General features: G+C 66.1%; 25 protein-coding genes. 17 read left to right on the forward strand and 8 right to left on the reverse strand.

From position 1 onward, the window contains the following. Nucleotides 1-21: 21 nt before the first annotated feature. A complete protein-coding gene (locus ACFW0H_RS03375; RefSeq protein ID WP_422912483.1) occupies nucleotides 22-330 on the reverse strand; it encodes an ArsR/SmtB family transcription factor in 309 nt (102 codons plus the stop codon). A gap of 121 nt (nucleotides 331-451) precedes the next feature. Between ACFW0H_RS03375 and ACFW0H_RS03380 the strand changes: the two genes are divergently transcribed. Together ACFW0H_RS03380 and ACFW0H_RS03385 are read left to right on the forward strand one after the other, a co-directional pair. Next, entirely contained in the window at nucleotides 452-1,033 is a 582-nt protein-coding gene (locus ACFW0H_RS03380) for an acyl carrier protein phosphodiesterase (RefSeq protein ID WP_422912484.1), read from the forward strand. A 69-nt stretch (nucleotides 1,034-1,102) separates the two neighbouring features. Next, complete coding sequence (locus ACFW0H_RS03385; RefSeq protein WP_422912485.1) at nucleotides 1,103-1,984, forward strand: universal stress protein; 882 nt, start codon at nucleotides 1,103-1,105, stop codon at nucleotides 1,982-1,984. 20 nt (nucleotides 1,985-2,004) lie between these two features. Here the strand turns inward: ACFW0H_RS03385 and ACFW0H_RS03390 are convergent, their stop codons facing one another. Next, a complete protein-coding gene (locus ACFW0H_RS03390; RefSeq protein ID WP_422912486.1) occupies nucleotides 2,005-2,775 on the reverse strand; it encodes a lysophospholipid acyltransferase family protein in 771 nt (256 codons plus the stop codon). 2 nt (nucleotides 2,776-2,777) lie between these two features. Continuing rightward, a complete protein-coding gene (gene olsB, locus ACFW0H_RS03395) occupies nucleotides 2,778-3,548 on the reverse strand; it encodes an L-ornithine N(alpha)-acyltransferase (protein WP_422912487.1) in 771 nt (256 codons plus the stop codon). Nucleotides 3,549-3,685: 137 nt separating this feature from the next. Here olsB and ACFW0H_RS03400 point away from each other — a divergent pair, with 137 nt between their 5' ends. The 9 genes from ACFW0H_RS03400 (at nucleotide 3,686) to ACFW0H_RS03440 (ending at nucleotide 14,009) form a co-directional block, all read left to right on the forward strand. After that, a complete protein-coding gene (locus tag ACFW0H_RS03400) occupies nucleotides 3,686-4,570 on the forward strand; it encodes an acyl-CoA dehydrogenase family protein (RefSeq protein ID WP_422912488.1) in 885 nt (294 codons plus the stop codon). A 185-nt stretch (nucleotides 4,571-4,755) separates the two neighbouring features. Further along, the gene (locus tag ACFW0H_RS03405) at nucleotides 4,756-5,541 is read left to right on the forward strand and encodes an oxygen-binding di-iron domain-containing protein (protein WP_422912489.1); all 786 of its coding nucleotides are present in this window, start codon (nucleotides 4,756-4,758) and stop codon (nucleotides 5,539-5,541) included. Nucleotides 5,542-5,640: 99 nt separating this feature from the next. Further along, entirely contained in the window at nucleotides 5,641-6,753 is a 1,113-nt protein-coding gene (locus tag ACFW0H_RS03410; protein ID WP_422912490.1) for a serine hydrolase domain-containing protein, read from the forward strand. Continuing rightward, complete coding sequence (locus ACFW0H_RS03415; protein WP_422912491.1) at nucleotides 6,750-7,082, forward strand: amidase; 333 nt, start codon at nucleotides 6,750-6,752, stop codon at nucleotides 7,080-7,082. The genes ACFW0H_RS03410 and ACFW0H_RS03415 overlap by 4 nt, the downstream gene beginning before the upstream one ends. 513 nt (nucleotides 7,083-7,595) lie before the next feature. Beyond that, nucleotides 7,596-8,807 carry a M20 aminoacylase family protein gene (locus tag ACFW0H_RS03420; RefSeq protein ID WP_422912492.1) on the forward strand — a complete coding sequence of 404 codons (1,212 nt, stop codon included), beginning with the start codon at nucleotides 7,596-7,598 and terminating at the stop codon, nucleotides 8,805-8,807. Between the two features lie 25 nt (nucleotides 8,808-8,832). Next, a complete protein-coding gene (locus ACFW0H_RS03425) occupies nucleotides 8,833-10,161 on the forward strand; it encodes a citrate-proton symporter (protein WP_422912493.1) in 1,329 nt (442 codons plus the stop codon). Next, complete coding sequence (locus ACFW0H_RS03430) at nucleotides 10,162-11,646, forward strand: amidase (RefSeq protein WP_422912494.1); 1,485 nt, start codon at nucleotides 10,162-10,164, stop codon at nucleotides 11,644-11,646. An 88-nt stretch (nucleotides 11,647-11,734) separates the two neighbouring features. Further along, nucleotides 11,735-12,505, forward strand: coding sequence for an IclR family transcriptional regulator (locus ACFW0H_RS03435; protein ID WP_422912495.1), 771 nt, complete (start codon nucleotides 11,735-11,737; stop codon nucleotides 12,503-12,505). 196 nt (nucleotides 12,506-12,701) lie between these two features. Beyond that, nucleotides 12,702-14,009, forward strand: coding sequence for an OprD family outer membrane porin (locus tag ACFW0H_RS03440; protein WP_422912496.1), 1,308 nt, complete (start codon nucleotides 12,702-12,704; stop codon nucleotides 14,007-14,009). Nucleotides 14,010-14,298: 289 nt separating this feature from the next. On the opposite strand, the gene ACFW0H_RS03445 is transcribed toward ACFW0H_RS03440, so the two are convergent. Beyond that, nucleotides 14,299-15,147, reverse strand: a complete 849-nt coding sequence (locus ACFW0H_RS03445; protein WP_422912497.1) for an ATPase — start codon at nucleotides 15,145-15,147, stop codon at nucleotides 14,299-14,301. Nucleotides 15,148-15,452: 305 nt separating this feature from the next. On the opposite strand from ACFW0H_RS03445, the gene ACFW0H_RS03450 reads away from it, so the two are divergent. Further along, nucleotides 15,453-15,716, forward strand: coding sequence for a hypothetical protein (locus tag ACFW0H_RS03450; RefSeq protein WP_422912498.1), 264 nt, complete (start codon nucleotides 15,453-15,455; stop codon nucleotides 15,714-15,716). A 5-nt stretch (nucleotides 15,717-15,721) separates the two neighbouring features. Here the strand turns inward: ACFW0H_RS03450 and ACFW0H_RS03455 are convergent, their stop codons facing one another. Together ACFW0H_RS03455 and ACFW0H_RS03460 are read right to left on the reverse strand one after the other, a co-directional pair. Further along, nucleotides 15,722-16,711, reverse strand: a complete 990-nt coding sequence (locus tag ACFW0H_RS03455; protein WP_422912499.1) for an NAD-dependent epimerase/dehydratase family protein — start codon at nucleotides 16,709-16,711, stop codon at nucleotides 15,722-15,724. A 187-nt stretch (nucleotides 16,712-16,898) separates the two neighbouring features. Continuing rightward, nucleotides 16,899-17,795 (reverse strand): LysR family transcriptional regulator ArgP, encoded by an 897-nt coding sequence (locus ACFW0H_RS03460; protein ID WP_422912500.1) that lies wholly within the window; start codon nucleotides 17,793-17,795, stop codon nucleotides 16,899-16,901. Between the two features lie 101 nt (nucleotides 17,796-17,896). On the opposite strand from ACFW0H_RS03460, the gene ACFW0H_RS03465 reads away from it, so the two are divergent. The 4 genes from ACFW0H_RS03465 (at nucleotide 17,897) to ACFW0H_RS03480 (ending at nucleotide 22,051) form a co-directional block, all read left to right on the forward strand. Beyond that, nucleotides 17,897-18,304, forward strand: a complete 408-nt coding sequence (locus ACFW0H_RS03465; protein ID WP_422912501.1) for an ACT domain-containing protein — start codon at nucleotides 17,897-17,899, stop codon at nucleotides 18,302-18,304. Nucleotides 18,305-18,309: 5 nt separating this feature from the next. Next, complete coding sequence (locus ACFW0H_RS03470) at nucleotides 18,310-18,912, forward strand: LysE/ArgO family amino acid transporter (RefSeq protein ID WP_422912502.1); 603 nt, start codon at nucleotides 18,310-18,312, stop codon at nucleotides 18,910-18,912. 205 nt (nucleotides 18,913-19,117) lie between these two features. Then, nucleotides 19,118-19,699 (forward strand): superoxide dismutase, encoded by a 582-nt coding sequence (locus tag ACFW0H_RS03475; RefSeq protein WP_422912503.1) that lies wholly within the window; start codon nucleotides 19,118-19,120, stop codon nucleotides 19,697-19,699. 285 nt (nucleotides 19,700-19,984) lie between these two features. After that, on the forward strand, nucleotides 19,985-22,051 hold the full coding sequence (locus tag ACFW0H_RS03480; RefSeq protein ID WP_422912504.1) for a putative bifunctional diguanylate cyclase/phosphodiesterase: 2,067 nt from the start codon (nucleotides 19,985-19,987) through the stop codon (nucleotides 22,049-22,051). A gap of 131 nt (nucleotides 22,052-22,182) precedes the next feature. On the opposite strand, the gene ACFW0H_RS03485 is transcribed toward ACFW0H_RS03480, so the two are convergent. Both ACFW0H_RS03485 and ACFW0H_RS03490 read right to left on the reverse strand, forming a co-directional pair. Beyond that, nucleotides 22,183-23,085: a GIDE domain-containing protein gene (locus ACFW0H_RS03485; protein ID WP_422912505.1), complete on the reverse strand. Its 903-nt coding sequence runs from the start codon at nucleotides 23,083-23,085 to the stop codon at nucleotides 22,183-22,185. A 1-nt stretch (nucleotide 23,086) separates the two neighbouring features. Then, nucleotides 23,087-23,659: a LemA family protein gene (locus ACFW0H_RS03490; RefSeq protein WP_422912506.1), complete on the reverse strand. Its 573-nt coding sequence runs from the start codon at nucleotides 23,657-23,659 to the stop codon at nucleotides 23,087-23,089. Between the two features lie 201 nt (nucleotides 23,660-23,860). Between ACFW0H_RS03490 and ACFW0H_RS03495 the strand changes: the two genes are divergently transcribed. After that, a complete protein-coding gene (locus ACFW0H_RS03495) occupies nucleotides 23,861-25,201 on the forward strand; it encodes an imelysin family protein (RefSeq protein ID WP_422912507.1) in 1,341 nt (446 codons plus the stop codon). The last annotated feature ends 135 nt before the right edge of the window (nucleotides 25,202-25,336 follow it).

The following is a 25,336-nucleotide window of genomic DNA, read 5'->3' on the forward strand; positions in this document are numbered from 1 at the left end:
GGTTGTAGGCAGGTGCTGCAGTTACAGCTCGTCGCTCATCTGGCGAAGAAATTCAGCGATAACGGCTTCATTGCGCTTGAAGAAGTGCCATTGGCCCACCTTGCGGCTGGTCACCAGCCCGGCACGCTGCAAGGTCGCCAGATGCGCCGAGACGGTGGACTGGGACAGCCCGCAGCGCTGATCGAACTTGCCGGCGCAGACGCCGATCTCGAAGGGGTGGTCCTGTTCGACGAAGTACTTCTCCGGATCCTTGAGCCACTGCAGCATCTCCCGCCGTACGGGGTGCGCCAGCGCCTTGATGATTTCGTCGAGGTCTATGGATGTGTTCATGGCCGGATTCGTATATCGAGATGGAACGAACTTTATATCGATCGAAGACGATACAGGATCGTTTGTGCCGATAGTCATCATCGACCGTCATGATGGAACGCCCCTGGGTTAAGCTCAGCCAATGAACTACCTCGCCCACCTCCATCTCGGCGGCTCGCAGCCGGCGCAACTGCTCGGCAGCCTCTATGGCGACTTCGTCAAGGGGCCGCTGGACGGACGCTGGCCGGCGGATATCGAAGCCGCCATCCGCCTGCACCGGCGCATCGACGCCTTCACCGACAGCCACCCGCTGATCGCCCAGGCCAAGTTGCGCTTCCCCACCGGGCGACGGCGCTTCGCCGGCATCCTGCTGGACGTCTTCTTCGACCATTGCCTGGCCCGCGACTGGGGGCTCTATGCCGCCGAGCCGCTGGATGCCTTCACCCGCCATGTCTACCAGGTGCTGGTCAGCGAGCCGCAGTTGCCCGGTCGCCTGGCGCTGATCGCCCCGCGCATGGCGGCACAGGACTGGCTCGGCAGTTACCGCGACTTCGAAACCCTGGAACTGGTCATCGCCGGCATGGCGCGGCGCATCTCGCGGCCCGAGGCGCTGGCCGGCGCCATGACCGAGCTGGAAGACCTCTATCAGCCGTTGTCCGACGACTTCCGCCTGTTCTATCCACAACTCCAGCAATTCGTCGGGACTCAGCAAGCCATCGCTTGACCTGCATCAAGAGCGGACTCCGGTACCTGCAGTGCAATGGGTTCATAAACCCTATTCTGGAGGTGCCTGATGAAAGCTCTGATGCTGGCGACAGATTTGTCCAATCGTTCCGAGCGCGCCCTGCGCCGTGCCGCTCGCCTGGTCCGGCAGTTCGACTGCCCCTGGTTCATCCTCCATGTGGTCGACGAGGACCAGCCGCAATTGCGGATCGAGCTGGAAGTGGGGCAGGTCCGGCGCTACCTCAACGAACAGCTCGACTTCTACAGCGAACTGGCTGGCTGTACACCGCAACTCTGGGTGGAAGTGGGCGATCCGGCCAAGCACATCGCCGAATGCACGCGCTGGGCCGACGTCGATCTGCTGGTGGTTGGCAGCCATCGCAAGAATCCGCTGCGCGACATATTCGTCGGCACCACCCTGGAACGCCTGGTGCGCACCAGCCATGTGCCGATCCTGCTGGTGAACCGGGCCGCCGAAGGCGACTACCTGGCCCCCTTGCTGGCCACCGACTGCTCCGCGGCCTCCGCCCAGGCCGCCCGCGCCGCCCATGAACTGGGCCTGCTGCCAGCGCCGGGCGCCCGCGTGCTGCATGCCTTCGATCCGCTGGGCGGTGCCATGCTGCTGGCAGCCGGTGCCGGAGCCGGGGCGATTCCCGGCGACTACGCCGCCGCCGAACGCCGTCGCGCCACCGCCGCCCTGGATGAGTTCCTGCTGAAGGAAGAACTGGGAACCTTCATCGACCAGCGCCTGATCGAGGAAGGCCAGCCGATAACGGCCCTGCGCCAGGTGCTCAAACGCGAACCCGTCGATCTGCTGGTGATGGGCACGCGCGGGCTCACGGGCATGAAGCGGGTGCTGATGGGTAGCGTGGCGGACGCCGCGATGCGCGAACTGGACTGCGACATCCTGGCGGTGCCGCCGATCCAATGGCCGGAGAACGACAAGGAGTGATCCGGAGCGCTGGGGCCAGGTCAGGCTGCCAGCGCTTCTTCTTCCTCACCGAAGAGCGCCTGTTGCACGGCGCTCTTGGCCTGCTGGCTCAGGGCCGTACGGCTCAGCCCCTGGCTGGCGATGGGCTCGAGCAACTGGATCTGCACCTCCGCCCGATCGCTGCGCAACAGGCGCACCAGATGCGAAAGCAGGTCGTCCTCACCGATGAAGGGGGCGATCTCGTCACGCCCACCATCACGCAGGTAGCGGATGGCCACTGGCTGCACCGGCACTCCGGTTTCCACCGCGCTGGTCAGCAGGCGGCTGTGGAAAGTCTTCAGCAGGCTGCCATCGGTGGTGGTGCCTTCCGGGAAGATCAGCAGGTTGCGCCCATCCCCCAGGTGGCGGGCCAGTTGCTGCCCCACCAGACCGCTATCCCCGGACCCTCGGCGAATGAACAGCGTGCCAGCCTTGTGCGCCAACCAGCCGGCCACGGGCCAGGCACGCACTTCGGCCTTGGAAAGGAAGGACAGCGGGGCCAGGGCGCCGAGCAACGGGATATCGGTCCAGGACACATGGTTGCTGACCCAGAGCATCGGCTGCTCCGGCACAACGCCGCTGACCCGGACGCGGAACGGCAAGGCACCGGCGAGGCGGGCGAGAAACCAGCAGGTCAGGCGCTGCCGGGTGGCCATCAGCTCACTGCGACCCAGTCGCTCCAGCGCACCGACCCAGACCGCCAGGGCAATGCCCAGGCCGATCACCGCCAGCAGGCGGACGACACGGGCGTAGAAGCGCAGGGACTTCAGCATGCTCAGACCGCCGCCTTGAAGTGGCGGGCATAGCGCGGGCAGAGCTCGTCGCGCTTGAGCAGGATGAAGACGTCGGCGACCTGGAAGTCCGGGTCCCAGCAGGGTTCGCCGCAGATCTTCGCGCCCAGGCGCATGTAGGCCTTGAGCAGCGGTGGCATCTCGGCGATCACGTTGCCCGGCACTTCCAGCACCGGCAGCGGATTCTTCGGTTCGGCACGCAGGTGTTCGGTGCACAGGTAGCGATCACGCAGGCGCTGCATGATGGCCTGGACCTGGATGCCGCCGTCCTGCATGGGGATGCTGGCGCAGCCCATCAGGTAGCGATAGCCGCCCTGATTGAGCACTTCGGCCAGTTCGCCCCAGAGCACGGCGATGGTGGCGCCATTGCGGTAGGCCGGGGCGACGCAGGTGCGGCCGATTTCCAGCACCGGGCCCTGCAGTTCGCCGAGGCCGTGGAGGCGGAACTCCTCTTCGCTGTAGAAGCGGCCCAGGTCGCGGGCGGCGTGGTGGTCGAGCAGTCGGGTGGTGGCCACCAGCTCGCCGCTGTCCAGGTCGCGCACACCGATGTGCTGGCAGTGCGGATCGTAGTCATCCATGTCGAGACCGAACTCGGCACCCTGCAGCTTGGCGTCGAACTCGGCGCTGAATACGCGGAAGCGCAGGGCCTGCGCCTCGCGCAGCGCGGCAATGCCGTCCAGGCGCTCGGCCTGCAGGCGGCGAGGGCTTTTCCCGTTGGTTGCGACACTGTCGCGGGTCATGGCGATCTGGGTCATGAATAAGCCTCCGTAGGCCGGCTCGATCCCGGTTGCAGCCGGACGATCTTGTTGTGCAAGCTCAGGCTAGGTAGACCCGGTGTCACCTCCGTGACGCTCCGATGATCCTTGTATGACAGCCCCCTGAGGAATCCCCGATGCCCTGGCAACGCCTGTTCGAAGCCTCCGCCCGTCTGCCCTCCGGCCAGGCCCTGGACGACTGGTTCAACGCCCTGCTGGAACGCCTGGGCGAAGTGACGCCATTCGAACTGGCCGTACTCGGCGGCAGGCTGGCACCCACTCCGGGGCTGGCCTTTCTCGCCGGTTACCAGGGCGCCCTGCGCCTGCTCTGGCCGTCGGCACCGCTGAGCCTCGGCGCGCTGTGCGTTACCGAGAACCGCTCGGTACGGCCGGCGGACATGCAGACCCGCGTCGACAGACTCAGCCTCCAGGGCCGCAAGGATTTCGTCACCGCCGGCAATGCCGCCGACTGGCTGCTGGTGGCGGCCCGCGAGGAGCCCGCAGGGCAGTCGCCGCGCCTGGCTCTGACCGTGGTGCGCAACGGCGATCCGGGCGTGCGCATCGAGACCCTCAAGCCGCTGCCGCTGATGCCCGACGTGCCCCACGCCCGCCTGCATCTGGAAGGCGCCCATTGCGAGCGCCTGGCCGGGGATGGTTGGGACGCCTACGTGAAGCCTTTCCGCAGCATCGAGGACCTGCACGTCCTCGCCGCCCTCTGCGCCTGGCTGTACGGCGTAGGCTGCGATTGCGCCTGGCCCCAGGCGCTGCAACTGCGCCTCCTGGGGCTGCTCGCCGGCGCTGCGGAGGTTTCCCGCCAGTGTGCCACCGCCCCGGCGATGCACCTGCTGCTGGCGGCGCTCTTCACCGAGTTCAAGGCCCTCAAGCCGGAGCTGGACGCCGCCGTCGCCGGCGGCCCGGCGGAATGGGCCAGCCTCTGGCAGCGCGACCAGGGTGTGCTGGAGATCGCCAGCGGGCCGCGGGCGAAGCGGTTGGAGAAGGCGCTGGCCGCCTTGGGCCTCTGACAACTGATGCACCCTCGCCCTCCAGGGCGAAAACCGATCGATGGGTATCGCTCCGCTCCACCCATCCTGCGGCGACGTCGGCCCCGTAGGATGGGTCGGGCGGCGCCGGTCCCCTTGATCCAGGTCAGCACTCGCCCTTCAGAAATGTCCTACAAATGCGCGCCGCAATTTCATTCGAGGTTTCCATGCGTCGCGACCCCATCGTGCTGTTCGACAACGGCACCCACCAATGCCTGATGTTCGACGATCTGGTCAGCGGCGACGGCGTGCAGTCCAACCAGTTCCTGATCACCGACCACGAGCAGTACCTGCTGCTGGACCCGGGCGGCGACCTGACCTACACCCCGCTGTCGCTGGAACTGTCCAAGCACATGCCAGTGCAGGACCTGACCTACATCTTCGCCTCCCACCAGGACCCGGACATCATCGCCTCCCTGGACAAGTGGCTGCTGCACACCCGCGCACGGGTGATCTGCTCCAAGCTCTGGGCGCGTTTCCTGCCGCACCTCACGGCCAACTACCTGGCCATCAGCCACGGCATTTCCACCTACGACCGCATCATCGCCCTGCCCGACCGCGGCGATTCCATCCCCCTCGGCCGCTGTCAGCTGAAGGCGGTGCCAGCACACTTCCTCCATTCGGTGGGCAACTTCCAGCTCTACGACCCGGTCAGCCGCATCCTCTTCTCGGGCGACATGGGCGCCTCGCTGGTGGATGACGCCACGCCCGTGCGCGACTTCGTCAACCACGTGCCGAACATGGAAGGTTTCCACCGGCGCTACATGGCCAGCAACAAGATCTGCCGGCTGTGGGCGGAGATGGTGCGCCGCATGGATGTGGCGATGATCGTCCCGCAACACGGCCGGCCCTTCGTCGGCAAGGAAATGATCAGCGCCTTCCTCTACTGGATCGAGAGCCTGGAATGCGGCATTGACCTGATGGGCCCGGACGACTACCGACTGCCGCGCTGAACCGGCCAACCCCGCCGAATAGCCCCATCAGCCGGCGCTACTTACGGTCATGAACCCCGTGCTAGGTTGCGCCCTCCGATAACCAGGAGAGGCGCTCCGATGCCCATCCCCTTCCTTCGTCCGCTGGCGCTCGCCCTTGGTCTGCTGGCGGGCCTGGCCCAGGCCGAAACCTGGCCCGCCGCCGACTGGCAGCGGGGTCCGGCTCCCGGCGGCGCCGCGGTGCGGGCCTTCGAGACCTACGCCTTTGCCCAGCGCGACGATGCCAGCCGCAAGGGCGTGCGCACCGACGCGGTGGTGGTGATCCGCGACGGCGAACTCATCTACGAACACTATGCCGGCCCCACCCGTGCCGAGACACCGCACCTCACCTGGTCGGTGAGCAAGAGCCTGTTGGCCTCTGTCCTCGGCGTCGCCTACGGCGAGGGCCGCTTCAAGCTCGATGACGCGGTGGCGCGCTACTACCCGGCCTTCGCCGGTCACCCCGACGTCCAGCTCGCCCACCTGTTGCACTGGGCCTCGGGCCTGGCCTGGCAGGAGGACTACGAGTACGCGCCGCTGAAATCCTCGGTGGTGGCCATGCTCTATACCCGTGGCCGCGCCGACATGGCTGCCTTCGCCGCCGGGCATCCGCTGGACGCGGTGCCGGGCCAGCGCTTCCGCTACTCCAGTGGCGACAGCAACCTGCTCTCCGCTGCACTACGCGGCATGGTCGGCGAGCGGGCCTACGTCGACTATCCCTGGACCGCGCTGTTCGAGCCCCTGGGCATCCGCTCGGCGGTGTGGGAAACCGATGCCGCCGGCACCTATGTCGGCTCCTCCTACAGCTACCTGACCGCCCGCGACCTGGCCCGCGTCGGCCTGCTGATGCAACGCGGCGGCCGCTGGGGCGAACGCCAATTGCTGCCGGCGGACTGGGTGGCCTTCAACCGCACGCCTTTCGCCAAGTACCAGCCGGCCCCGGATCCCCCCGGCGAAGCGGTGCCCGGCGGCCACTGGTGGCTTAACACGCCACTGGAAGGAGCCCCCAAACCCTGGCCAGACGCGCCGGACGACACCTTCGCCGCCCTCGGCCACTGGGGCCAGGCGCTCTACGTGCTGCCCAGCCAGAAGCTGGTGATCGTGCGTTACGCCGATGACCGCGACGGCAGCTACCGGCACAACGACTTCCTCAAGCTGGCCCTGGCCGCATTCGCCCCGGAGGTGCAGCCGTGATCGCCCGCCGTCCCGTCCTCAGCTTGCTGGCGCTGGCCCTGTTCCTGCTCACCGCCCTGGCCTGGCAGAACCGCGCCCACCTGGCCGCCTTCCCCGGCATCATCAGCGCCTACACCGCCAAGGAGTACTGCTCCTGCCGCTATGTAATGGGCAACGATGCCGACTACTGCCAGGGCTATGTGAAGCAGTACGTGCCCACCAGCGGCTTTGTCGACGACGCCGAACACAAGCGCGTGACCGCCGGCGGCCTGGGCCGCAGCAGCACGGCTGCGTGGGTGAGTCCGCACCAGGGCTGTCGGTTGATGTCGGAGGCGGACGGTACACTTTGAAACACAGCACCCGACTCGTTTTTCAGCTCATTACCGAGCGGGCTTCAGCTCTTTGTTTCGCCTCCCGGCGAGTCTCTTTTGGCAGTCGTCGGAATGCCGCACCACCCAAAAGAAACCAAAGGCTTGCCCCTGCATCCGGGTCCGGCTTCGCCGGACTCCCCTCACTCCATCGCTGCTCCGGGGGCACGGCGCGAAGGGCCATCCATGGCCCTGCGCGCCTGTCGCGGCATCCATGCCGCTCATCCCCCTCCACAGCGATTCCGCTCGGCCTCCTGAAGGGGCGGAGTCGCCGCCCCACCTTCTTCACAATTTTTCAGGCCATGAGGATGCATCAGGGTTGAATCGTTCGATCAAGCGCGAGTCACCCCTCTCCACTTCAGGGAGAGGGGCCGGGGGTGAGGGCGCACTGTTCCACCCTGCGGAACCACCTTCGATTGTCCTCCTTTCGCCCGCGCGGTTAGCTGATGCCCAGCCGCGCAAGCGGCAGCCGACCCAACGAGGAGAACAACAACAATGGCCCGTTACGCACACATCCAGGCCTGGCTCGACGACATCACCGCCGATCTAAAGGCGCTGCGCCAGGACATCCACGCCCACCCCGAACTCGGCTTCGAAGAACAGCGCACCGCCGCCCTGGTGGCCCGCCTGCTGAGCGAATGGGGTTACGAGGTTCACACCGGCATCGGCCAGACCGGCGTGGTCGGCGTGCTGCGCAACGGCAATGCCAGCCGCACCCTGGGCCTGCGCGCCGACATGGACGCACTGCCCATCATCGAAGCCACGGGGCTCGCCTACAGCAGCTGCCACGCCGGGCGCATGCATGCCTGCGGCCACGACGGCCACACCGCCATGCTGCTGGGTGCGGCACGCTACCTGGCGGCCACCCGCAAATTCCAGGGCACCCTCAACCTGATCTTCCAACCCGCCGAGGAAGGCCAGGGCGGCGCCGAGGCGATGCTCGCCGATGGCCTGCTGGAACGTTTCCCGTGCGAAGCGCTGTTCGGCATGCACAACATGCCCGGCCTGGAAGCCGGCCACCTGTGCTTCCGCGCAGGATCGCTCATGGCTTCCCAGGATCTGCTGGAAGTGGTGATCGAAGGCGTCGGCGGCCACGGCTCCATGCCCCACCTGTCGGTCGATCCACTGGTGGCCGCTTCCAGCGCCGTGATGGCGCTGCAGACCGTGGTCGGGCGCAATGTCGACCCGCAGCAGGCGGCGGTGGTCACAGTCGGGGCCCTGCAGGCCGGCGAAGCGGCCAACGTGATCCCCCAGAGCGCCCTGCTGCGCCTCAGCCTGCGCGCCCTCGACGCCGGGGTGCGCGAGCAGGTGCTGCAACGGGTGCAGGCGATTATCCACAGCCAGGCCGAAAGCTATGGCTGCCGCGCCAGCATCGAGCACCGCCCGGCCTACCCGGTGCTGGTCAACAGCGACGCGGAAACCGCCTTCGCCCGCCAGGTGGGCGAAGAACTGGCCGGCGCCGGACAGGTGCTGGACGCCCCCACCGTGATGGGCAGCGAGGACTTCGCCTGGATGCTCCAGCGTTGCCCCGGCAGCTACCTGTTCATCGGCAACGGCTCCGGCGCCGACCGGCCGATGGTCCACAACCCCGGATACGACTTCAACGACGACATCCTGGTACGCGGCGCCGCGTACTGGGCCGCGCTGACGGAGGCCTGGTTGCAGGCGACGCCGGCCGATTTCCAGGCTCGAACCACTGCCGCCTGACCTCAACGTTTCCGGAGAATTCCCCATGCACGCTTCCCAGAGCGGACCCTCGCGCGCCCGTCAGGTGACCGCCGCCGTCATCGGCAACGCCCTCGAGTGGTACGACTTCATCGTCTACGGCTTCCTGTCGAGCATCATCGCCCGTCTCTTCTTCCCCACCGACAGCGAATACGCCTCGCTGCTGATGGCCCTGGCCACCTTCGGCGTCGGCTTCTTCATGCGCCCGGTGGGTGGCGTGCTGCTCGGGCTCTACGCCGACCGCAAGGGTCGCAAGGCGGCCATGCAGCTGATCATCCTGCTGATGACCCTGTCCATCGCGCTGATCGCCTTCGCCCCCGACCATGCTGCCATCGGCATCGGCGCACCGGTGCTGATCGTGGTCGCGCGCATGCTCCAGGGCTTCGCAACCGGCGGCGAATACGCCAGCGCCACGGCCTTCCTGGTGGAAAGCGCGCCGGCCAACCGCCGTGGTCTCTACGGCGCCTGGCAGTTGTTCGGCCAGTGCCTGGCGGTGTTCGCCGGCGCCGGCATGGGCGCCCTGGTGACCCACACCCTTTCCCCCGAGGCGCTGGACAGCTGGGGCTGGCGCCTGCCCTTCATTCTCGGCCTGCTGATCGGCCCGGTGGGGCTGTGGATGCGCCGCCACATGGAGGAGACCGAGGCCTTCCTCGACGCCCGCGACGCGCACCAGGGCGAATCCTTCGGCCTGCTGCAGGTGCTGCGCGAACATCGCCGCGCGGTGCTGGTGACCATGGGCACGACCATCAGCGGTACCGTGGCCTTCTACGTGGTGCTGGTGAACATGCCCACCTTCGCCCACAAGCAACTCGGCCTGCCGCTGGACCAGGTGTTCATGGTGCAGATGCTGGCGGTGGCGCTGATGACCCTGATCATCCCGCTGGCCGGTGCCCTGTCCGACCGCATCGGCCGGCGACCGGTACTGCTCGGCGGCACCCTGGGTTTCTTCCTGCTGGTGTATCCGCTGTTCGCCTGGGTGGCCCAGTCCCCCGGCATCGAGCGCCTGCTGGTCATGCAAGTGCTGCTGTGCACCATGATCGGCATTTCCTACGGCCCCGCGCCCACCGCCGTGGCCGAGCAGTTCCCCGCCCGCGTGCGCTCCACCGGCCTGGCCCTGGCTTACAACGTCGCGGTGATGCTGTTCGGCGGCTTTGCGCCCTTCATCGTCACCTGGCTGACCCAGGTGGGTGGCACGCCAGTGGCGCCGGCCTGGTACGTGCTCTTCGCCTCGCTGATCGGCCTTGCCGCCACCTGCTTCCTGCGCGAGGGCGCCCCCGCCGCGCTGGAGCGCCGCCAGCGCCGCAACCCCATCGTTACCTCTGCCCGGAGCCTGTGAATGACCCGTTTCGAGATTCCCCAGAACGTCCCTGCCTCGCTGCAACAGGAAATCGTAGGGTTGGACGCCTTGCCCCTGTCGGAGGCCATCCGCACCCGCCAACTGTCCTGCCGCGAGGTGATGCAGGCCTACCTGGAGCAGATCGAGCACTACAACCCGAAGGTCAACGCCCTGGTCGCGATGCGCCCGGCGACGGAACTGCTGGCCGAGGCCGACGAGCGCGACCACCTGTTGGCCAACGGCCAATGGCTGGGTTGGATGCACGGCATGCCCCAGGCGGTGAAGGACCTCGCCGCCTGCTCCGGTCTGCCCACCAGCATGGGCTCGCCGCTGTTCGCCGGGCAGGTAGCGCAGCATGACGCCATCGCCGTATCGCGGGTGCGCGCCGCGGGGGCGATCTTCGTCGGCAAGACCAACGTGCCGGAGTTCGGCCTCGGCTCGCAGAGCTATAACAGCGTGTTCGGCACCACCGGCAACGCCTATGACCCGACGCTCTGCGCCGGCGGCAGCAGCGGTGGTGCGGCGACGGCCCTGGCCCTGCGCCTGCTGCCGGTGGCCGACGGCAGCGACATGATGGGCTCGCTGCGCAACCCGGCGGCCTTCAATAACGTCTATGGCCTGCGCCCCTCCCAGGGGCGCGTGCCCTTCGGCCCCACACCCGAGCTGTTCGCCCAGCAACTGGCGACCGAAGGCCCCATGGGCCGCAGCGTGGCCGATGTGGCGGCCCTGCTGCGCACCCAGGCCGGCCCCCATCGCGCCACGCCGTTGGCACTGTCCAGCACGGCCGACCTGATCGGCCCGCTGCAACGCGATTTCGCCGGAGCACGCATCGGCTGGCTCGGTGACCTTGGCGGCCACCTGCCGATGGAGCCCGGCCTGTTGAGCCTGTGTGAAAGCGCCCTGGCGGACTTCCGCGACCTCGGCTGCCAAGTGGAAAACTGCCTGCCGGACTATGACCCGCAGCGCCTCTGGCGCTGCTGGCTGGCGCACCGCGCCTGGCTGGTGGCCGGCAACCTGGCCCAGGCCCACGCCGATCCGGCCCGCCGCGCCCTGCTCAAGCCCGAAGCGGTCTGGGAAGTGGAAAACGGCCTGCGCCTCAGCGCGGCGGACGTCTACCAGGCCTCCCTGGACCGCAGCGACTGGTACCGCGCCGTGGATAAGCTGTTCGAGCGTTACGACTTCCTGCTGCTGCCCAGTGCGCAGGTGTTTCCTTTCGATGCAACCCTGCACTGGCCCAAGGCCATAGCCGGACGGGACATGGACACCTACCACCGCTGGATGGAAGTGGTGATCGGCGCCACTCTGGCCGGCATCCCGGCCATGAGCGTGCCGGTGGGCTTCAGCCCGGCCGGGCTGCCCATGGGCCTGCAGATCATGGGTCCGGCCCAGGCCGACCTGGCGGTGCTGCAACTGGCCCATGCCCATGAACAACTCACCCAGTGGGTACGCAATTGCCCGCCGCCGCTGCTGCAAGATGCTCCCTAGACGCGTGAAGCCACCCGCCACCACGCATGGGCCTGTATCTTGCAGCGTCTTCGCGGTGAGCCCACAAGGGGCACGACAGGGAACGAACATGCACGGCAGAGACGAGGGCGGCACGGTACGGTCGGTGGAGCGCGCACTGGCGATCGTCGAGCTGCTCGGCGAACACCGGGAACTGGGGCTGGAGGAGCTGCATTACCTCACCGGCCTGCCCAAGGCGACTGTCTCGCGCCTGCTGCATACGCTGCTGGAGCAGGGCTGGCTCTACCGTGGCCTGTGCGACCGGCGCTACCGCCTCTGCTCCCGGAGACTGTTCGGCGACCCGCGCCAGCGCTTCAGCCGCCACCTGGTGGAACAGGCCGCGCCGCTGATGCAGGAGCTCAGCGAACGTACCGGCCTGGTGACGGACCTGTCGTTCTTCGATGGCGACGACCTGCATGTGATGGAAAGCGCGATTCCCGAAGTGCTGCGCAAGCGCTACCCGGCCAACCGCCTGGTGATCGGGTTGCAGGCCAGCCTGTTTCACTCGGCCATGGGCAAGGCCTGCCTGGGCGAACTGGACAGTGCAGAAGTGCAGCGCCTGGCCCTGCGCCACCGACTCAGCGGCGACGAGCTGCTGCGCATTCACAAGCAGGCCCATACCCAGGGCTTCGGCGAACGCACCGAGGGCACCTGGGAATACGCCGTGCGCCTGCCCTTCCTGATCCGCGCCGTGGCGCTGCCGGTACGCAGCCAGGACCGCCTGGTGGGCAGCATCGCCCTGCACTGGCCACGGGACACCTACAGCGTGGCAAGCGTGCAGCAACGCCACCTGGGTAGCCTGGCCGCAACCGTCAGCCAGTTGCAGCTCAGCCTCGGCTGACCGAACGTCCTGTAGATACGCGAAGTTCCCTCAATAACTTGCGGAAACAACTTCGCGCACCATTTTTTTATTGATATCGAGCGACGATTCCATAGCGTGGAACCCAATTCAATTGCCCTTTATTTCCGTGTTTAGACAATAGACCCCGGCCCGCACATCGGCCCCGTCGTCAGAACACAAGAATAAAGGTGATGAGATGCGCAAAGTTCGCTGCAACTATCTGGCCGGAATTGCCGGATGCTTATTGGTCGGAAGTACAAACGCCGACGGCTTCATCGATAACAGCATCACGTCATTGCGTTACAGCCAGTTCTACTGGAAGGAAAACAATGGCGACGGCGTGGGCCCCACCCGTGACGAATGGGTCCAGGGCGCCCAGTTCAGTTTCAACTCCGGCTGGTTCCGCGACGTGCTGGGCCTGGACTACAGCTACGGACTGGCCGACGACCTGTACGTCGGCGACCACGCCACCAGCATCAGCAACCTTGAGCCGGACGGTTCGGTGCAGTCGCCCCACGGCCTGGCCAAGCCCATCGAAGCCTACCTGCGCGGGCGGCTGCAGGGAGACGCCGGCGAACTGGTGCTGGGCGGCGGCAAGAAGATCCGCCGCTACGCCCAGTACTACGACGACACCAGCCGTATCCTGCCTGCAGCCACCCTGGGCCTCGACCTGGATTACCGCGTCGACGGCCTGAACATGCGTTACAGCCATATCGACGGCTTCAGCCCGCGCAACGAGAATGGCTGGAGCGACGACCTGACCAACTTCCGTGGCCAAGCCATCGACAAGTTGCAGCTCTTCGCCCTGGGTTACCAACTGCCCTCGAACACTCGCCTGCTGGCCGAATACGCCGAGTCCGAGCAGTACCTGCGCGCCGCCTCCGTCAAGCTGGAGCAGGTCATCGACCTGGGTGCCGGCCGCTCCATCGAGCTCTACGCTACCCACGGCATGCAGCAGGACGCCGGCAAACTCTTCGAACAGGAAGGAGTACCTGGACTTTATGAAGCCGAGTCTTCCCACGATGCGCGTTATGTAGATCTTTCAGCCAAATACAGGACAGCCGACTATTACGCAGGCATGACCTATAACAAAGTCCGCGGCGACGACTTCGACCGGCTGTTCTTCAGCAAGGATCACGGTGCCTGGAACAGCAGCGCCAAGTTGTTCTACTTCTTCGGACTGGAAGATGAAGAGATGTTCAAGCTGTTGGGCGGCAGCAACTTCTCCGCCATCGGACTTCCGCAATTGCGACTGGATGTCCATTACGCCTTTTCCGATCACGCCGCCGGATATGACGGTTTCTCCCGCCGGGAATTCCAGAGCCTGCTGCAATACAACTTCACCGGCGCATTGAAAGGCCTGAGTCTGATCTGGCTGCACAACGAATTCCACACCAAGGGCCAGCCGGATGGCATCCACCGTTTCGCCACCTCCCGGGGCCCGGCGGGGATCATCACCCACAATGCGGAGCGCTTCTACCTGAGCTACATCTACAGCTTCTGAGCCCGCCCCGAAGCGCGCTGGTGGATAGAAAAGCACTATCCACCCTACTCGTTTTCCCGGAAGTCGTAGGATGGGTGGAGCGGAGCGATACCCATGCAGACAGAGCTGATGGGTATCGCAAGCTCCACCCATCCTACAAATCTATCCCCCTACTCGCACCTCCACCGCCACAAGGGTGGATCACGCTTCACCGATCCACCATCGGAGCCCAGCCCGAGCACGCGCGTGTGGAAAACAAAAAGCCCCCAGGCCGCTACAGCCTGGGGGCTTTTCATTGGGCGACAGTGCCTCAGCGCATATTCAGCTGCTGCTGCAGGTTCTGCACCTGGCTCTGCAGGGCGCTGATGTTGCGGGTCATCTGTGCACGGAAGGCATCGAACTCGGCGGTGCTGGCGCCCTGGGACGGTGCCGGACGGTTGTCCAGTTCGCTACGCAGCACCAGCATGTCCTGCTCCAGGCTCTTGATGGCCTGGTTCGGGTTGCCCTGCCGTTTCAGGGCTTCGATATCGCTGCCCAGGCCCTTCAGGCGACTGTCGAACTCGGCGATATCACCCTGGGAGGCCTTCAGCTTGTTCTGCTCGGCAGCGAGGCTGTCCAGCTTGCCGCTCAACTGGGCGCCCACCTGGCTGGCGGCACCCTGGGCGGACTTGACGTCGGCGGCGAGCTGGTCGACCCGCTTGCCCTGGCTGCCCACCTGGGCACTGGTGTTCTGCTGCTGCTTGCCCAGCTCGGCCACCCGCGCCTGCAGCTGCTTGATCTGCAGCTTCAGGGACTCGCTGCCGCTGGTGACGTTGGATTCGGTGGCGACCACCTTGCCGGAAATGTCCTGGATGCGGCCGGCGGCCTCTTCGCTGATGCGGGCGAAGCTTTCCTGGGTAGCGACCAGTTGCTGCTCCATCAGGCTGATCTGCTGGAAGCTCCAAAAGCCCAGGCCGCCGAGGGCGACCACCAAGGCCACTACCAGGGCCCAGAGCGGGCCGGTGCCGGAGGCCTTGGCCGTGGGGGCGGTGGCGGTGTAGCTGTTTTGGCGATGCAGGGACTCGGCAGCGGCCGGGTGATGACCGAACTCGTCGCGATCACGGTCATCGGTGGTCAGGCTGGGGACATCATCCACTTCGTCGAGGGCGTCGTTGCGCATGGGGGAACCTTTGGAGAGAAAGCAGAACCGCGGATGCCCGGAAGTATACCGGTTCGCACCACGGTCTTCAGCGTCGCGCCCAGTTGGTGCGCGATGCACTGCACAGGAGCAGTGGTCCTCGATTGACCACCGCACAGCCCAGCAGTTCCGGGACCTCCGGCCTGGTACGGGGCTTGCTAGCCAGTTGCCAGCCCCGGACGGGGCATGCCAGGGAAGCGCAAGGTGGAGCGGATGGCTCCAGCAGGCTCCGAGCCCCCTCGGGACGAAGGGAAGCGGAGCACTCTTCGACCGTGGGGGAAGAAGGAATGGAACTGACCAAGGCCGTGCTGGACTGCATGCAGACGCTGCGGCGCCAGCTTCGTGAAGAACAGGCTGTGGATATCCGCCTCAGCCAGCCCGATGCCATCCTGTCCATGCTCAGCGCCTGCGCCGAATCCCAGCACGACGCCACCCGCGAGCTCGGCGAACGCCTCAGCAGCCTCACCGGGGTGCGTCTCATGCCGCCGGCGCTCAGCGAAGAGGAACTGGTGCGCAAGTACACCCAGTACGCCGGCCCGCTGCGCGGCTGAAGTCTTCAGGGCTGCTGCGCGCCCCACCAGGCACAGAACTCGTCCAGCGCCGACCAGATGTTCACCTTGGGGTCGTAGTCGAGGGATTGTCGCGCGCGGCTGATATCCAGCGAGAAATCCTTGGCCATCACCGCCACGGCCAGGCGGTAGAGCGACGGTTCCGGTCGGCCCGGCAGCAGCCGGCAGACCGACTCGTTGAGCAGCGCGGCGGTGTAGGCCAGCCCGTAGGGCACATGGCGGGTCACCTGGGGCTCGCCGAGCTTGCGCAAGACGTAGTTGACCACGTCCCAGAGCGGCACCGGCTGGCCGTTGCTGATGTTGTAGGCCTGGCCCAGCGCCGGGCCTGCGGCCAGCAGGCCACTGAACAGGGCGTCATTGAGATTCTGCACGCTGGTGAAGTCGACCTTGTTCAGGCCATTGCCGATGATCTTCAGGCGCCCCTTGCGCTGCATGGCGATCAGCCGCGGAAAGATGCTGGTGTCGCCGGCACCGGTGACGAAACGCGGGCGATAGACGAGGACCTCCAGGCCGAACTCCTCGGCGGCGAAGACCTTCTGCTCGGCCAGGTACTTGGTGGCGCCGTAATGATCGGAGAAACGCTTGGGCACCTGGTCTTCGCGGATGCCCACATGGGGCTTGCCGTCGAAGTAGATGGACGGCGACGACAGGTGCAGGAGACGCCGGACCCGCTGCTTCAGACAGGCCTCAACGAGATTCTCGGTGACCTGGACGTTGGCCTGGTGGAAGTACTCGTACTTGCCCCAGACGCCCACCGCGCCAGCGCAGTGCACCACCGCCTCGACATCGTGGCAGAGGCGAAGCGCCAGGCCGGGATCGGACAGATCGCCCTGGACGAACTCGGCACCGCGTTTCACCAGATGCTCCACCCCCTCGGGACGGCGACCGTTCACCCGCACCGCCAGCCCCTGCTCGAGGGCGAAACGGGCGAAACGCCCACCGATGAAGCCACTCGCCCCCGTCACCAGAATCTTCATCCATCACCCCCGGAATTCGTCGTCGTGCTCGCGACTCTAGCAGCCCTTCAGCGCAACGCAGGTGGCGTCGCAAGCCAATCCTGCGACTCTGAACACCGGGGATGCACAACGTTCCCCGGCACTCGGCTCGCGCTGCCGATAACGTCCTGCCGTATGGAACGGCGGCACCGCTGAAGCCTGGCCCGCGCTATGCCCTCAATGGCACGAGCCAGCGCGCGGCAGCGCGGGCCAGATGGTCGGTGAGCAGGCCGAGCAGTTCGCCACCATGACGCCAGTGGTGCCAGTAGAGCGGTACGTCGATGGGACGGTCGGGGATCAGCTCCTGGAGTTCACCCCGCGCCAGCAGGGTGCCCACTTGTAGTTCCGGCACCAGCCCCCAGCCCAGGCCACCTTCGGTCAGGCGCACGAAACCTTCGGATGACGGACAAAGGTGGTGAACGAAGCCGCCTTCGACGCCGAGTGCAGCCAGGTACCGGTGCTGAAGCGTGTCGTCCGGGCCGAACACGATGGCCGGCGCGCGAGGCAGGGCCTCCGGCGTCACCCCATTGGGGAAATGCCGATGGAGGAAGTCCGGGCTGGCCAGGGCGCGGTAGCGCATGGCCCCCAGCGGCAGGCTGCGGGCACCGGCCACGGGGCGCTCGGCGGCGCAGACGCAGGCCGCAACCTCGCCGGCACGCATGCGTTTCAGACCCACTTCCTGGTCTTCCACCACCAACTCCATCAGCACCTGCTGCTCGGCGCAGAAACTCCCTACTGCCGCCGCCCACCAGGTGGCCAGGCTGTCGGCATTGAGCGCGATGCGCAGCCGTTCCGGCATCGCACCCTCCTCCAGGGCCGGCACCTGGCGTTGCAGGTCGCGCTCCAGCAGGCGCACCTGCTGCACGTGGTTGAGCAGGCGGGTTCCCACTTCGGTGGGCGCCGGGGGCGTGGCACGTACCAGCACCGGCTGGCCGACTCGGGCCTCCAGCAGCTTGATCCGCTGCGAGACTGCCGACTGGGACAAGCCCAGCAACTGGGCGGCGCGCTCGAAGCCACCCTGCTCCACCACCGCCGCCAGGGCGGACAGCAACTTGTAGTCGAACAAATCAGTTTTTCTAATGACTTATCAGCAGGATTTGTTTTCCTTATACAACCTTCGACCCCAGACTCGCCACATCCAAACCCGTTCCATAAAAAGGAATCACCATGGCCGGCGAAACCGCTCTCACCACCCTTATCCGCAACCTGTCGCCACGACTCAACCCCGGCCAGTACGTGTTCTGCACCCTGGACGACGCCGAACACCTCGAAGGCTGCACGCCGCTGGGCAGCTTCCGCGAACGCGAGGGGCTGACGGTGATCCTCGAGCGCGACGCGGCCGACCGCCAGGGCCTGGCCTACGACTACACCGCCGCCTGGATCACCCTGGAAGTGCACTCCTCCCTCAGCGCCGTGGGCCTGACCGCGACCTTTGCCGGTGCCCTTGCCCAGGCCGGAATCAGCTGCAATGTGGTGGCCGGCTACTTCCACGACCACCTGTTCGTCGCCAGCCGGGACGCCGAGCGCGCACTGTCCACCCTGCGGGCCCTGGCGGCCAACGCTCAGTCGGAGTAATCAGCATGTGGCAGAGCTACCTGAACGGCCTGCTGATGGCCGCCGGCCTGATCATTGCCATTGGCGCGCAGAATGCGTTCGTCCTCGCCCAGAGCCTGCGTCGCGAACACCACCTTCCGGTCGCCGCGCTCTGCGTGCTGTGCGACGCCCTGCTGGTGAGCGCGGGGGTCTTCGGCCTGGCCACCCTGCTGGCCCAGAACCCGCTGCTGCTGGCCGTGGCCCGCTGGGGCGGCGTGGCGTTCCTGACCTGGTACGGCGTCCAGGCGCTGCGCCGGGCCCTGAGTCCAAATGCGCTGAACCAGGCCAACGAAGCCGGGCCGCGCTCACGCCGCACCGTGCTGATGGCAGCCCTGGCGGTCACGCTGCTCAACCCCCACGTCTACCTCGACACCGTGCTGCTGATCGGCTCCCTCGGCGCCCAGCAGAGCGTTCCCGGCGCCTACGCCCTGGGTGCCGCCAGCGCCTCGCTGGTGTGGTTCTTCGCCCTCGCCCTGGGCGCGGCGTGGCTCGCGCCCTGGCTGGCGCGCCCCGCCACCTGGCGCCTGCTGGACCTGGCCGTGGCGCTGATGATGTTCGGCATGGCCGCGCAATTGTTGAACGGACTCTGAAGCGGCCGGGTCAAGATGGGATAGGCGTGCCAGAGGCCCTGGCAACGGCATGACCACACAGTTGCTGCGTGGTTAAGCCCCTTGCCCGGTGCTATGATCCGAGCTTCGCGGCAAAAAAGAGTACGAACTCGCAGCCGCATATTCGGCCGACCGTGAACGGCCCCGCGCCTGGCGCAAAAATCCCGACCTGATGAAGGAGATAGACATGGCTTTCGAATTGCCGCCGCTGCCTTATGAGAAGAACGCCCTCGAGCCGCACCTGTCCGCCGAAACCCTGGAATACCACCACGGCAAGCACCACAACGCCTACGTGGTCAACCTGAACAACCTGGTTCCGGGCACCGAATTCGAAGGCAAGACCCTGGAAGAGATCATCAAGACCTCCTCCGGCGGCATCTTCAACAACGCAGCCCAGATCTGGAACCACACCTTCTACTGGAACGGCCTGAAGCCCAACGGCGGTGGCCAGCCCACCGGCGCCCTGGCTGATGCCATCAACGCCGCCTTCGGTTCCTTCGACAAGTTCAAGGAAGAGTTCACCAAGACCGCCATCGGCACCTTCGGCTCCGGCTGGGCCTGGCTGGTGAAGAAGGCTGACGGCTCCCTGGCCCTGGCCAGCACCATCGGCGCCGGCTGCCCGCTGACCAGCGGTGACACCCCGCTGCTGACCTGCGACGTCTGGGAACACGCCTACTACATCGACTACCGCAACCTGCGTCCGAAGTACGTAGAGGCCTTCTGGAACCTGGTCAACTGGGACTTCGTAGCTCAGAACTACGCTGCCTGAGACCCGTTCCAGCGCTAAAGGAAACCCGGCCAATCGCCGGGTTTCTTCATTTTTGCGTGTCGTTAGTCGCCCAGCTGTAGAAGGGAAATATCTGCAGATGGGTCCTCCAGCTCGGCGGGGTTCGCGCCGACATGAATCAAGGGTGGAGTTGAAAGCGGCGGAAAGTGGCTACGACGTCACTGAATGAATAGTGGCATTCACATGCTGGCCCTTTGACGGCCAAGTCCTGTTTGCCAATACTCACATCCGTCTGACGCCTGGCGGCATCGAACAAGGAATCTTCATTTGAAGCTGGATCTCAAGCACAGCCTGTCGCTGAAGCTGCTACGCGTGGTGCTGCTGTCCGCACTCGTGGTTGGTGTGGTGCTCAGCTGTGCGCAGATCGTGTTCGACATCTACAAGACGCGACAGGCGGTCTACAGCGATGCCAATCGGATTCTTGGCATGTTCCGCGACCCCTCTACCCAGGCCGTCTACAGCCTGGACCGCGAGATGGGCATGCAGGTGATCGAGGGCCTGTTCCAGCACGAATCGGTACGCCACGCCTCCATCGGTCATCCCAACGAGCCCATGCTGGCGGAGAAGGACAGGCCGCTCATGCAGCTCTCCACACGCTGGCTGACCGACCCCATTCTCGGCAAGGAACAGACCTTCACCACCCAACTGATCGGCCGCAGCCCCTACAGCGAGTACTACGGCGACCTCAGCATCACCCTCGACACCGCGCCCTACGGCGAGGACTTCGTCACCAGCTCGGTGATCATCTTCATTTCCGGCGTGCTGCGTGCCCTGGCCATGGGCCTGGTGCTCTACCTGGTCTACCACTGGCTGCTGACCAAGCCGCTGTCGAAAATCATCGAACACCTGACCAGCATCAACCCCGACCGCCCCAGCGAACACAAGCTGCCCATGCTCAAGGGCAACGAACGGAACGAGCTGGGCCTGTGGATAAATACCGCCAACGACTTGCTGGCCTCCATCGAACGCAATACCCACCTGCGCCGCGAAGCCGAGAACAGCCTGCTGCGCATGGCCCAGTACGATTTCCTCACCGGGCTGCCCAATCGCCAGCAGTTGCAGCAGCAGCTCGACCATATCCTCGAGGACGCCGGCCGCCTGCAGCGCCGCGTGGCCGTGCTCTGCGTCGGCCTGGACGACTTCAAGGGCGTCAACGAACAGTTCAGCTACCAGACTGGCGACCAGCTGCTGATCGCCCTGGCCGACCGCCTGCGCAGCCACAGCGGCCGCCTCGGTGCCCTGGCGCGCCTGGGCGGCGACCAGTTCGCCCTGGTTCAGGCCGACATCGAGCAGCCCTACGAGGCCGCCGAACTGGCCCAGAACGTGCTCGACGACCTGGAAGTGCCCTTCTCCCTCGAACAACAGGAAGTGCGCCTGCGCGCCACCATCGGCATCACCCTCTTCCCCGAGGATGGCGACAGCACCGAGAAGCTGCTGCAGAAGGCCGAGCAGACCATGACCCTGGCCAAGAGCCGCTCGCGCAATCGCTACCAGTTCTACATCGCCAGCGTCGACAGCGAGATGCGCCGCCGCCGCGAACTGGAAAAGGACCTGCGCGAAGCCCTCAACCGCGGCGAGATGCACCTGGTCTACCAGCCCCAGGTGGATTACCGCGACCACCGCATCGTCGGCGTCGAGGCCCTGCTGCGCTGGCAGCACCCGCAACACGGTTTCGTGCCGCCGGACCTGTTCATCCCCCTGGCCGAGCAGAACGGCTCCATCATCCCCATCGGCGAATGGGTCCTCGACCAGGCCTGCCGCCAGCTGCGCGAATGGCACGACCAGGGATTCTCCGAACTGCGCATGGCCATCAACCTCTCCACCGTTCAGCTGCACCACGCCGAGCTGCCGCGGGTGGTGAACAACCTGCTGCAGGTCTATCGCCTGCCCCAGCGCAGCCTGGAGATGGAAGTCACCGAAACCGGCCTGATGGAGGACATCTCCACCGCCGCCCAGCACCTGCTGAGCCTGCGCCGCTCCGGCGCGCTGATCGCGATCGACGATTTCGGGACGGGCTACTCCTCCCTGAGCTACCTGAAGAGCCTGCCGCTGGACAAGATCAAGATCGACAAGAGCTTCGTGCAGGACGTGCTGGAAGACGAGGACGACGCCACCATCGTCCGCGCCATCATCCAGCTGGCGCGCAACCTGGGCATGCAGGTGATCGCCGAAGGCGTGGAGACCGCCGAGCAGGAGGCCTACATCATCGCCCAGGGCTGCAATGAGGGTCAGGGCTACCTCTACAGCAAGCCCCTGTCCGCCCGCGAACTCACCCTCCACCTCAAGCAGGCCCGCCGCCTGAGCAACGCGGCCTCGAATCCGGCGACGCTCTGAAACCGCTTTCCTGTAGGAGCGAATTCATTCGCGAAGGGCCGCGCAGCGGCCCCGTAGGGTGGATAGCGCTCTTTCTATCCACCAGCCCAGGTGCCGAACGCCGATGGCGGATCGGTAAAGCGTGATTCACCCTACAAAAGGCCGGTCACCCGCAGCAGGTAAACGGTCGCCACCGCCCCGCCCACGCAGAGCACGGCGCCGAACAGGGCCTGCCAGCGGAACTGCCGGGCCAGCACATCCTCGCCATGGCTGGACAACAGAAAGGGTTGGGATTCGGCCGGCCGACGCATCTGGTTCATCGCGGGCGCCGCGCTGCTGCGACGATGGCGGTCTTCGGCTTCCAGCCGCGCGGCCAGCCGTACACGCCCCCACTCGACCTCGTCCAGCTGACCATCGCCATTGCCGTCGAAGCGCGTCAGCAGGCCGGAGAAATCACCCTTCCATTCGCGGATCACGGCGCCCTGGGCCGCCGTGATGTCCAACCCCTGGCGACCGCCACCGCTGGTATGGAAATCGCCAATGGCATAGAGCGGCTCGCCGGCCTGCAGGCGCTCCTCGGTGTAGCGGTATTCGCCGCCGCCAATCCATGAGCCCAGGCCGGAAGTGGCCAGGCCACGCGGGTGGCGCGAGCTGCCCTTCCAGACTTCGCGGGTAGCCGGGCGCACTTCGGCGCCACGCGGGTCGATCAGGCATTCGCCGGTGGCATCGGCCAGGCGCAGCCAGGCATCGCTGACCCCGCTGTCCACCACGCGCCAACTCTTGCTCTTGCCACTCTCGCTGTACTCCTCGATTCGGTAGCGCCACCAGAGGCAGGGCTTGCCCGTCAGCGGCGCGTTGAGCTGGCCGTCGCCCTGGGCGTGCAGCATGCCGTACAGCTCCACGTAGCCCTGGGCGGCGGAACGGATCTTCGAGGTCGGGGTATCCAGCAGCAGCCGCGCCTGGGCCAGGCGGCGCAGGCACCACCAGCCGCCGCCGGCGAAGGCGCCGAGGCTGAACCCCAGGCTGATGGCCAGCCCGGCTACGTCCACCGCCATCTCAGCCGAACAGGCTCTTGAGGTCGACGTCGGCCTTCTCGGCCTCGCTGAACTCCAGCAACTCGGCAGCCTTGAAGCCGAACAGCCCAGCGATGATCACGTCGGGGAACTGCTCGATGCGCACGTTGTTCAGGTTCACCGCCTCGTTGTACAACTCGCGGCGGTCGGCGATGCCGTTCTCCAGGCCACTGATGCGCTGCTGGAGGAACTGGAAGCTTTCGTTGGCCTTGAGCTGCGGGTAATTCTCCGCCAACGCGAAGAGCTGGCCGAGGCCGGCGCGCAGGCCGCTCTCGGCCTGGCCGAGGGCGCCGATATCGCCCTTCTCGCGGGCGCTGGCCACCGCGTTGCGCGCGGCGATCACCCGCTCCAGGGTAGTGCGCTCGTGCTGCATGTACTGCTTGCAGGTCTCCACCAGCTTGGGCAGCTCGTCATGGCGCTGCTTGAGCAGCACCTCGATGTTCGACCAGGCCTTGCCAACCCCGTGCTTGAGGCGCACCAGGGCGTTATAGAGGATCACCGTGTAGGCGGCGGCGAGCAGCAGGACCACGATCAGGGCAACGCTGGTCAGACTCATGCAGGCTTCTCCTTCAGGCTGCGAGGCATGGGGGCTCCGGCGATTCTAATGGCAATTGGCCGGGGGCGCGGAGACCTTGCACACAGCCATTGCAAAAGGCCCGATGACAGCCTTTCCAAAAATGAAAATCTTTCGCATTATGTCGCAGTTTTCCATTGCGCAAATTCTCATTGCCATCACCAGAAGCAAAGGACCTCGCACATGATTCGTATGCCCCTGGCCACCGCCAGCCTGCTCGCCGTCGCCATCTCCCTCGCCGGTTGCGGTGACGACAAGAAAGAAGCCGCCGCACCGCAAGCCGCCGCACCGGCCGCCACCAGCACTGCCGCGGCTCCGGCTGTAACCGCCAAGGTCGACGAGGCCGAGGCCAAGAAGGTCGTTGCCCACTACGCCGACCTCGCCCTGGCGGTGTTCACCGATGCCCACAGCACTGGCGTGAACCTGCAGAAGGCCGTCGACGCCTTCCTCGCCAAACCGAATGCCGACACCCTGAAGGCCGCCCGCGAAGCCTGGCTGGCCGCCCGCGCGCCCTACATGCAGACCGAGGTCTTCCGCTTCGGCAACCCGGTGGTGGACGACTGGGAAGGCCAGCTGAACGCCTGGCCGCTGGACGAAGGCCTGATCGACTACGTCGCCGGTGACTACCAGCACGCCCTGGGCAACCCCGGCGCCACTGCCAACATCATCGCCAACACCACCATCCAGGTCGGCGAAGACAAGATCGATGTCACCGAGATCACCGGCGAGAAGCTGGCCAGCCTGAACGAACTGGGCGGCTCCGAAGCCAACGTCGCCACTGGCTACCACGCCATCGAATTCCTCCTCTGGGGCCAGGACCTGAACGGCACCGGCCCGGGCGCCGGCAACCGTCCCGCCACCGACTACGTGGTTGGCAAAGGCGCCACCGGCGGCAACACCGAGCGTCGCCGCGCCTACCTGAAGGCCGCCACCGACCTGCTGGTCGCCGACCTGGAATACATGGTCGGCCAGTGGAAGCAGGGTGTAGCCGACAACTACCGCGCCAAGCTGGAAGCCGAGCCGGTCGACGCCGGCCTGCGCAAGATGCTGTTCGGCATGGGCAGCCTGTCCCTGGGCGAGCTGGCCGGCGAGCGCATGAAGGTCGCCCTGGAAGCCAACTCCACCGAAGACGAGCACGACTGCTTCAGCGATAACACCCACAACTCGCACTTCTACAACGGCAAGGGCATCCGCAACGTGTACCTGGGCGAGTACAAGAAGGTCGACGGCACCACCCTGACCGGCCCGAGCCTGTCCTCCCTGGTGGCCAAGGCCGACGCCCAGACCGACACCACCGTGAAAACCGACCTGGAAGCCACCGAAGGCAAGCTGCAGGCCCTGGTGGACAGCGCCAACAAAGGCGTGCACTTCGACCAGCTGATCGCCGCCGACAACACCGCCGGCCAGCAACTGGTACGCGACGCCATCGCCTCCCTGGTCAAGCAGACCGGCGCTATCGAGGAAGCCGCCAGCAAGCTCGGCATCACCGACCTGAAGCCGGATAACGCCGATCACCAGTTCTGATCGACGCAGCGGTAAGACAAAAGCGGATGCGGCCCAGTGCCGCATCCGTTTTTTTGTTTCCTGGGCCTCACCTTGTAGGGGCGAATTCATTCGCCAAGGGACGCGCAGCGGCCCCCATGGGCCTTCCAGGGCAGA

The sequence above is a fragment of the Metapseudomonas cellulosilytica genome (genome assembly GCF_049334135.1).
Classification (GTDB): domain Bacteria; phylum Pseudomonadota; class Gammaproteobacteria; order Pseudomonadales; family Pseudomonadaceae; genus Metapseudomonas.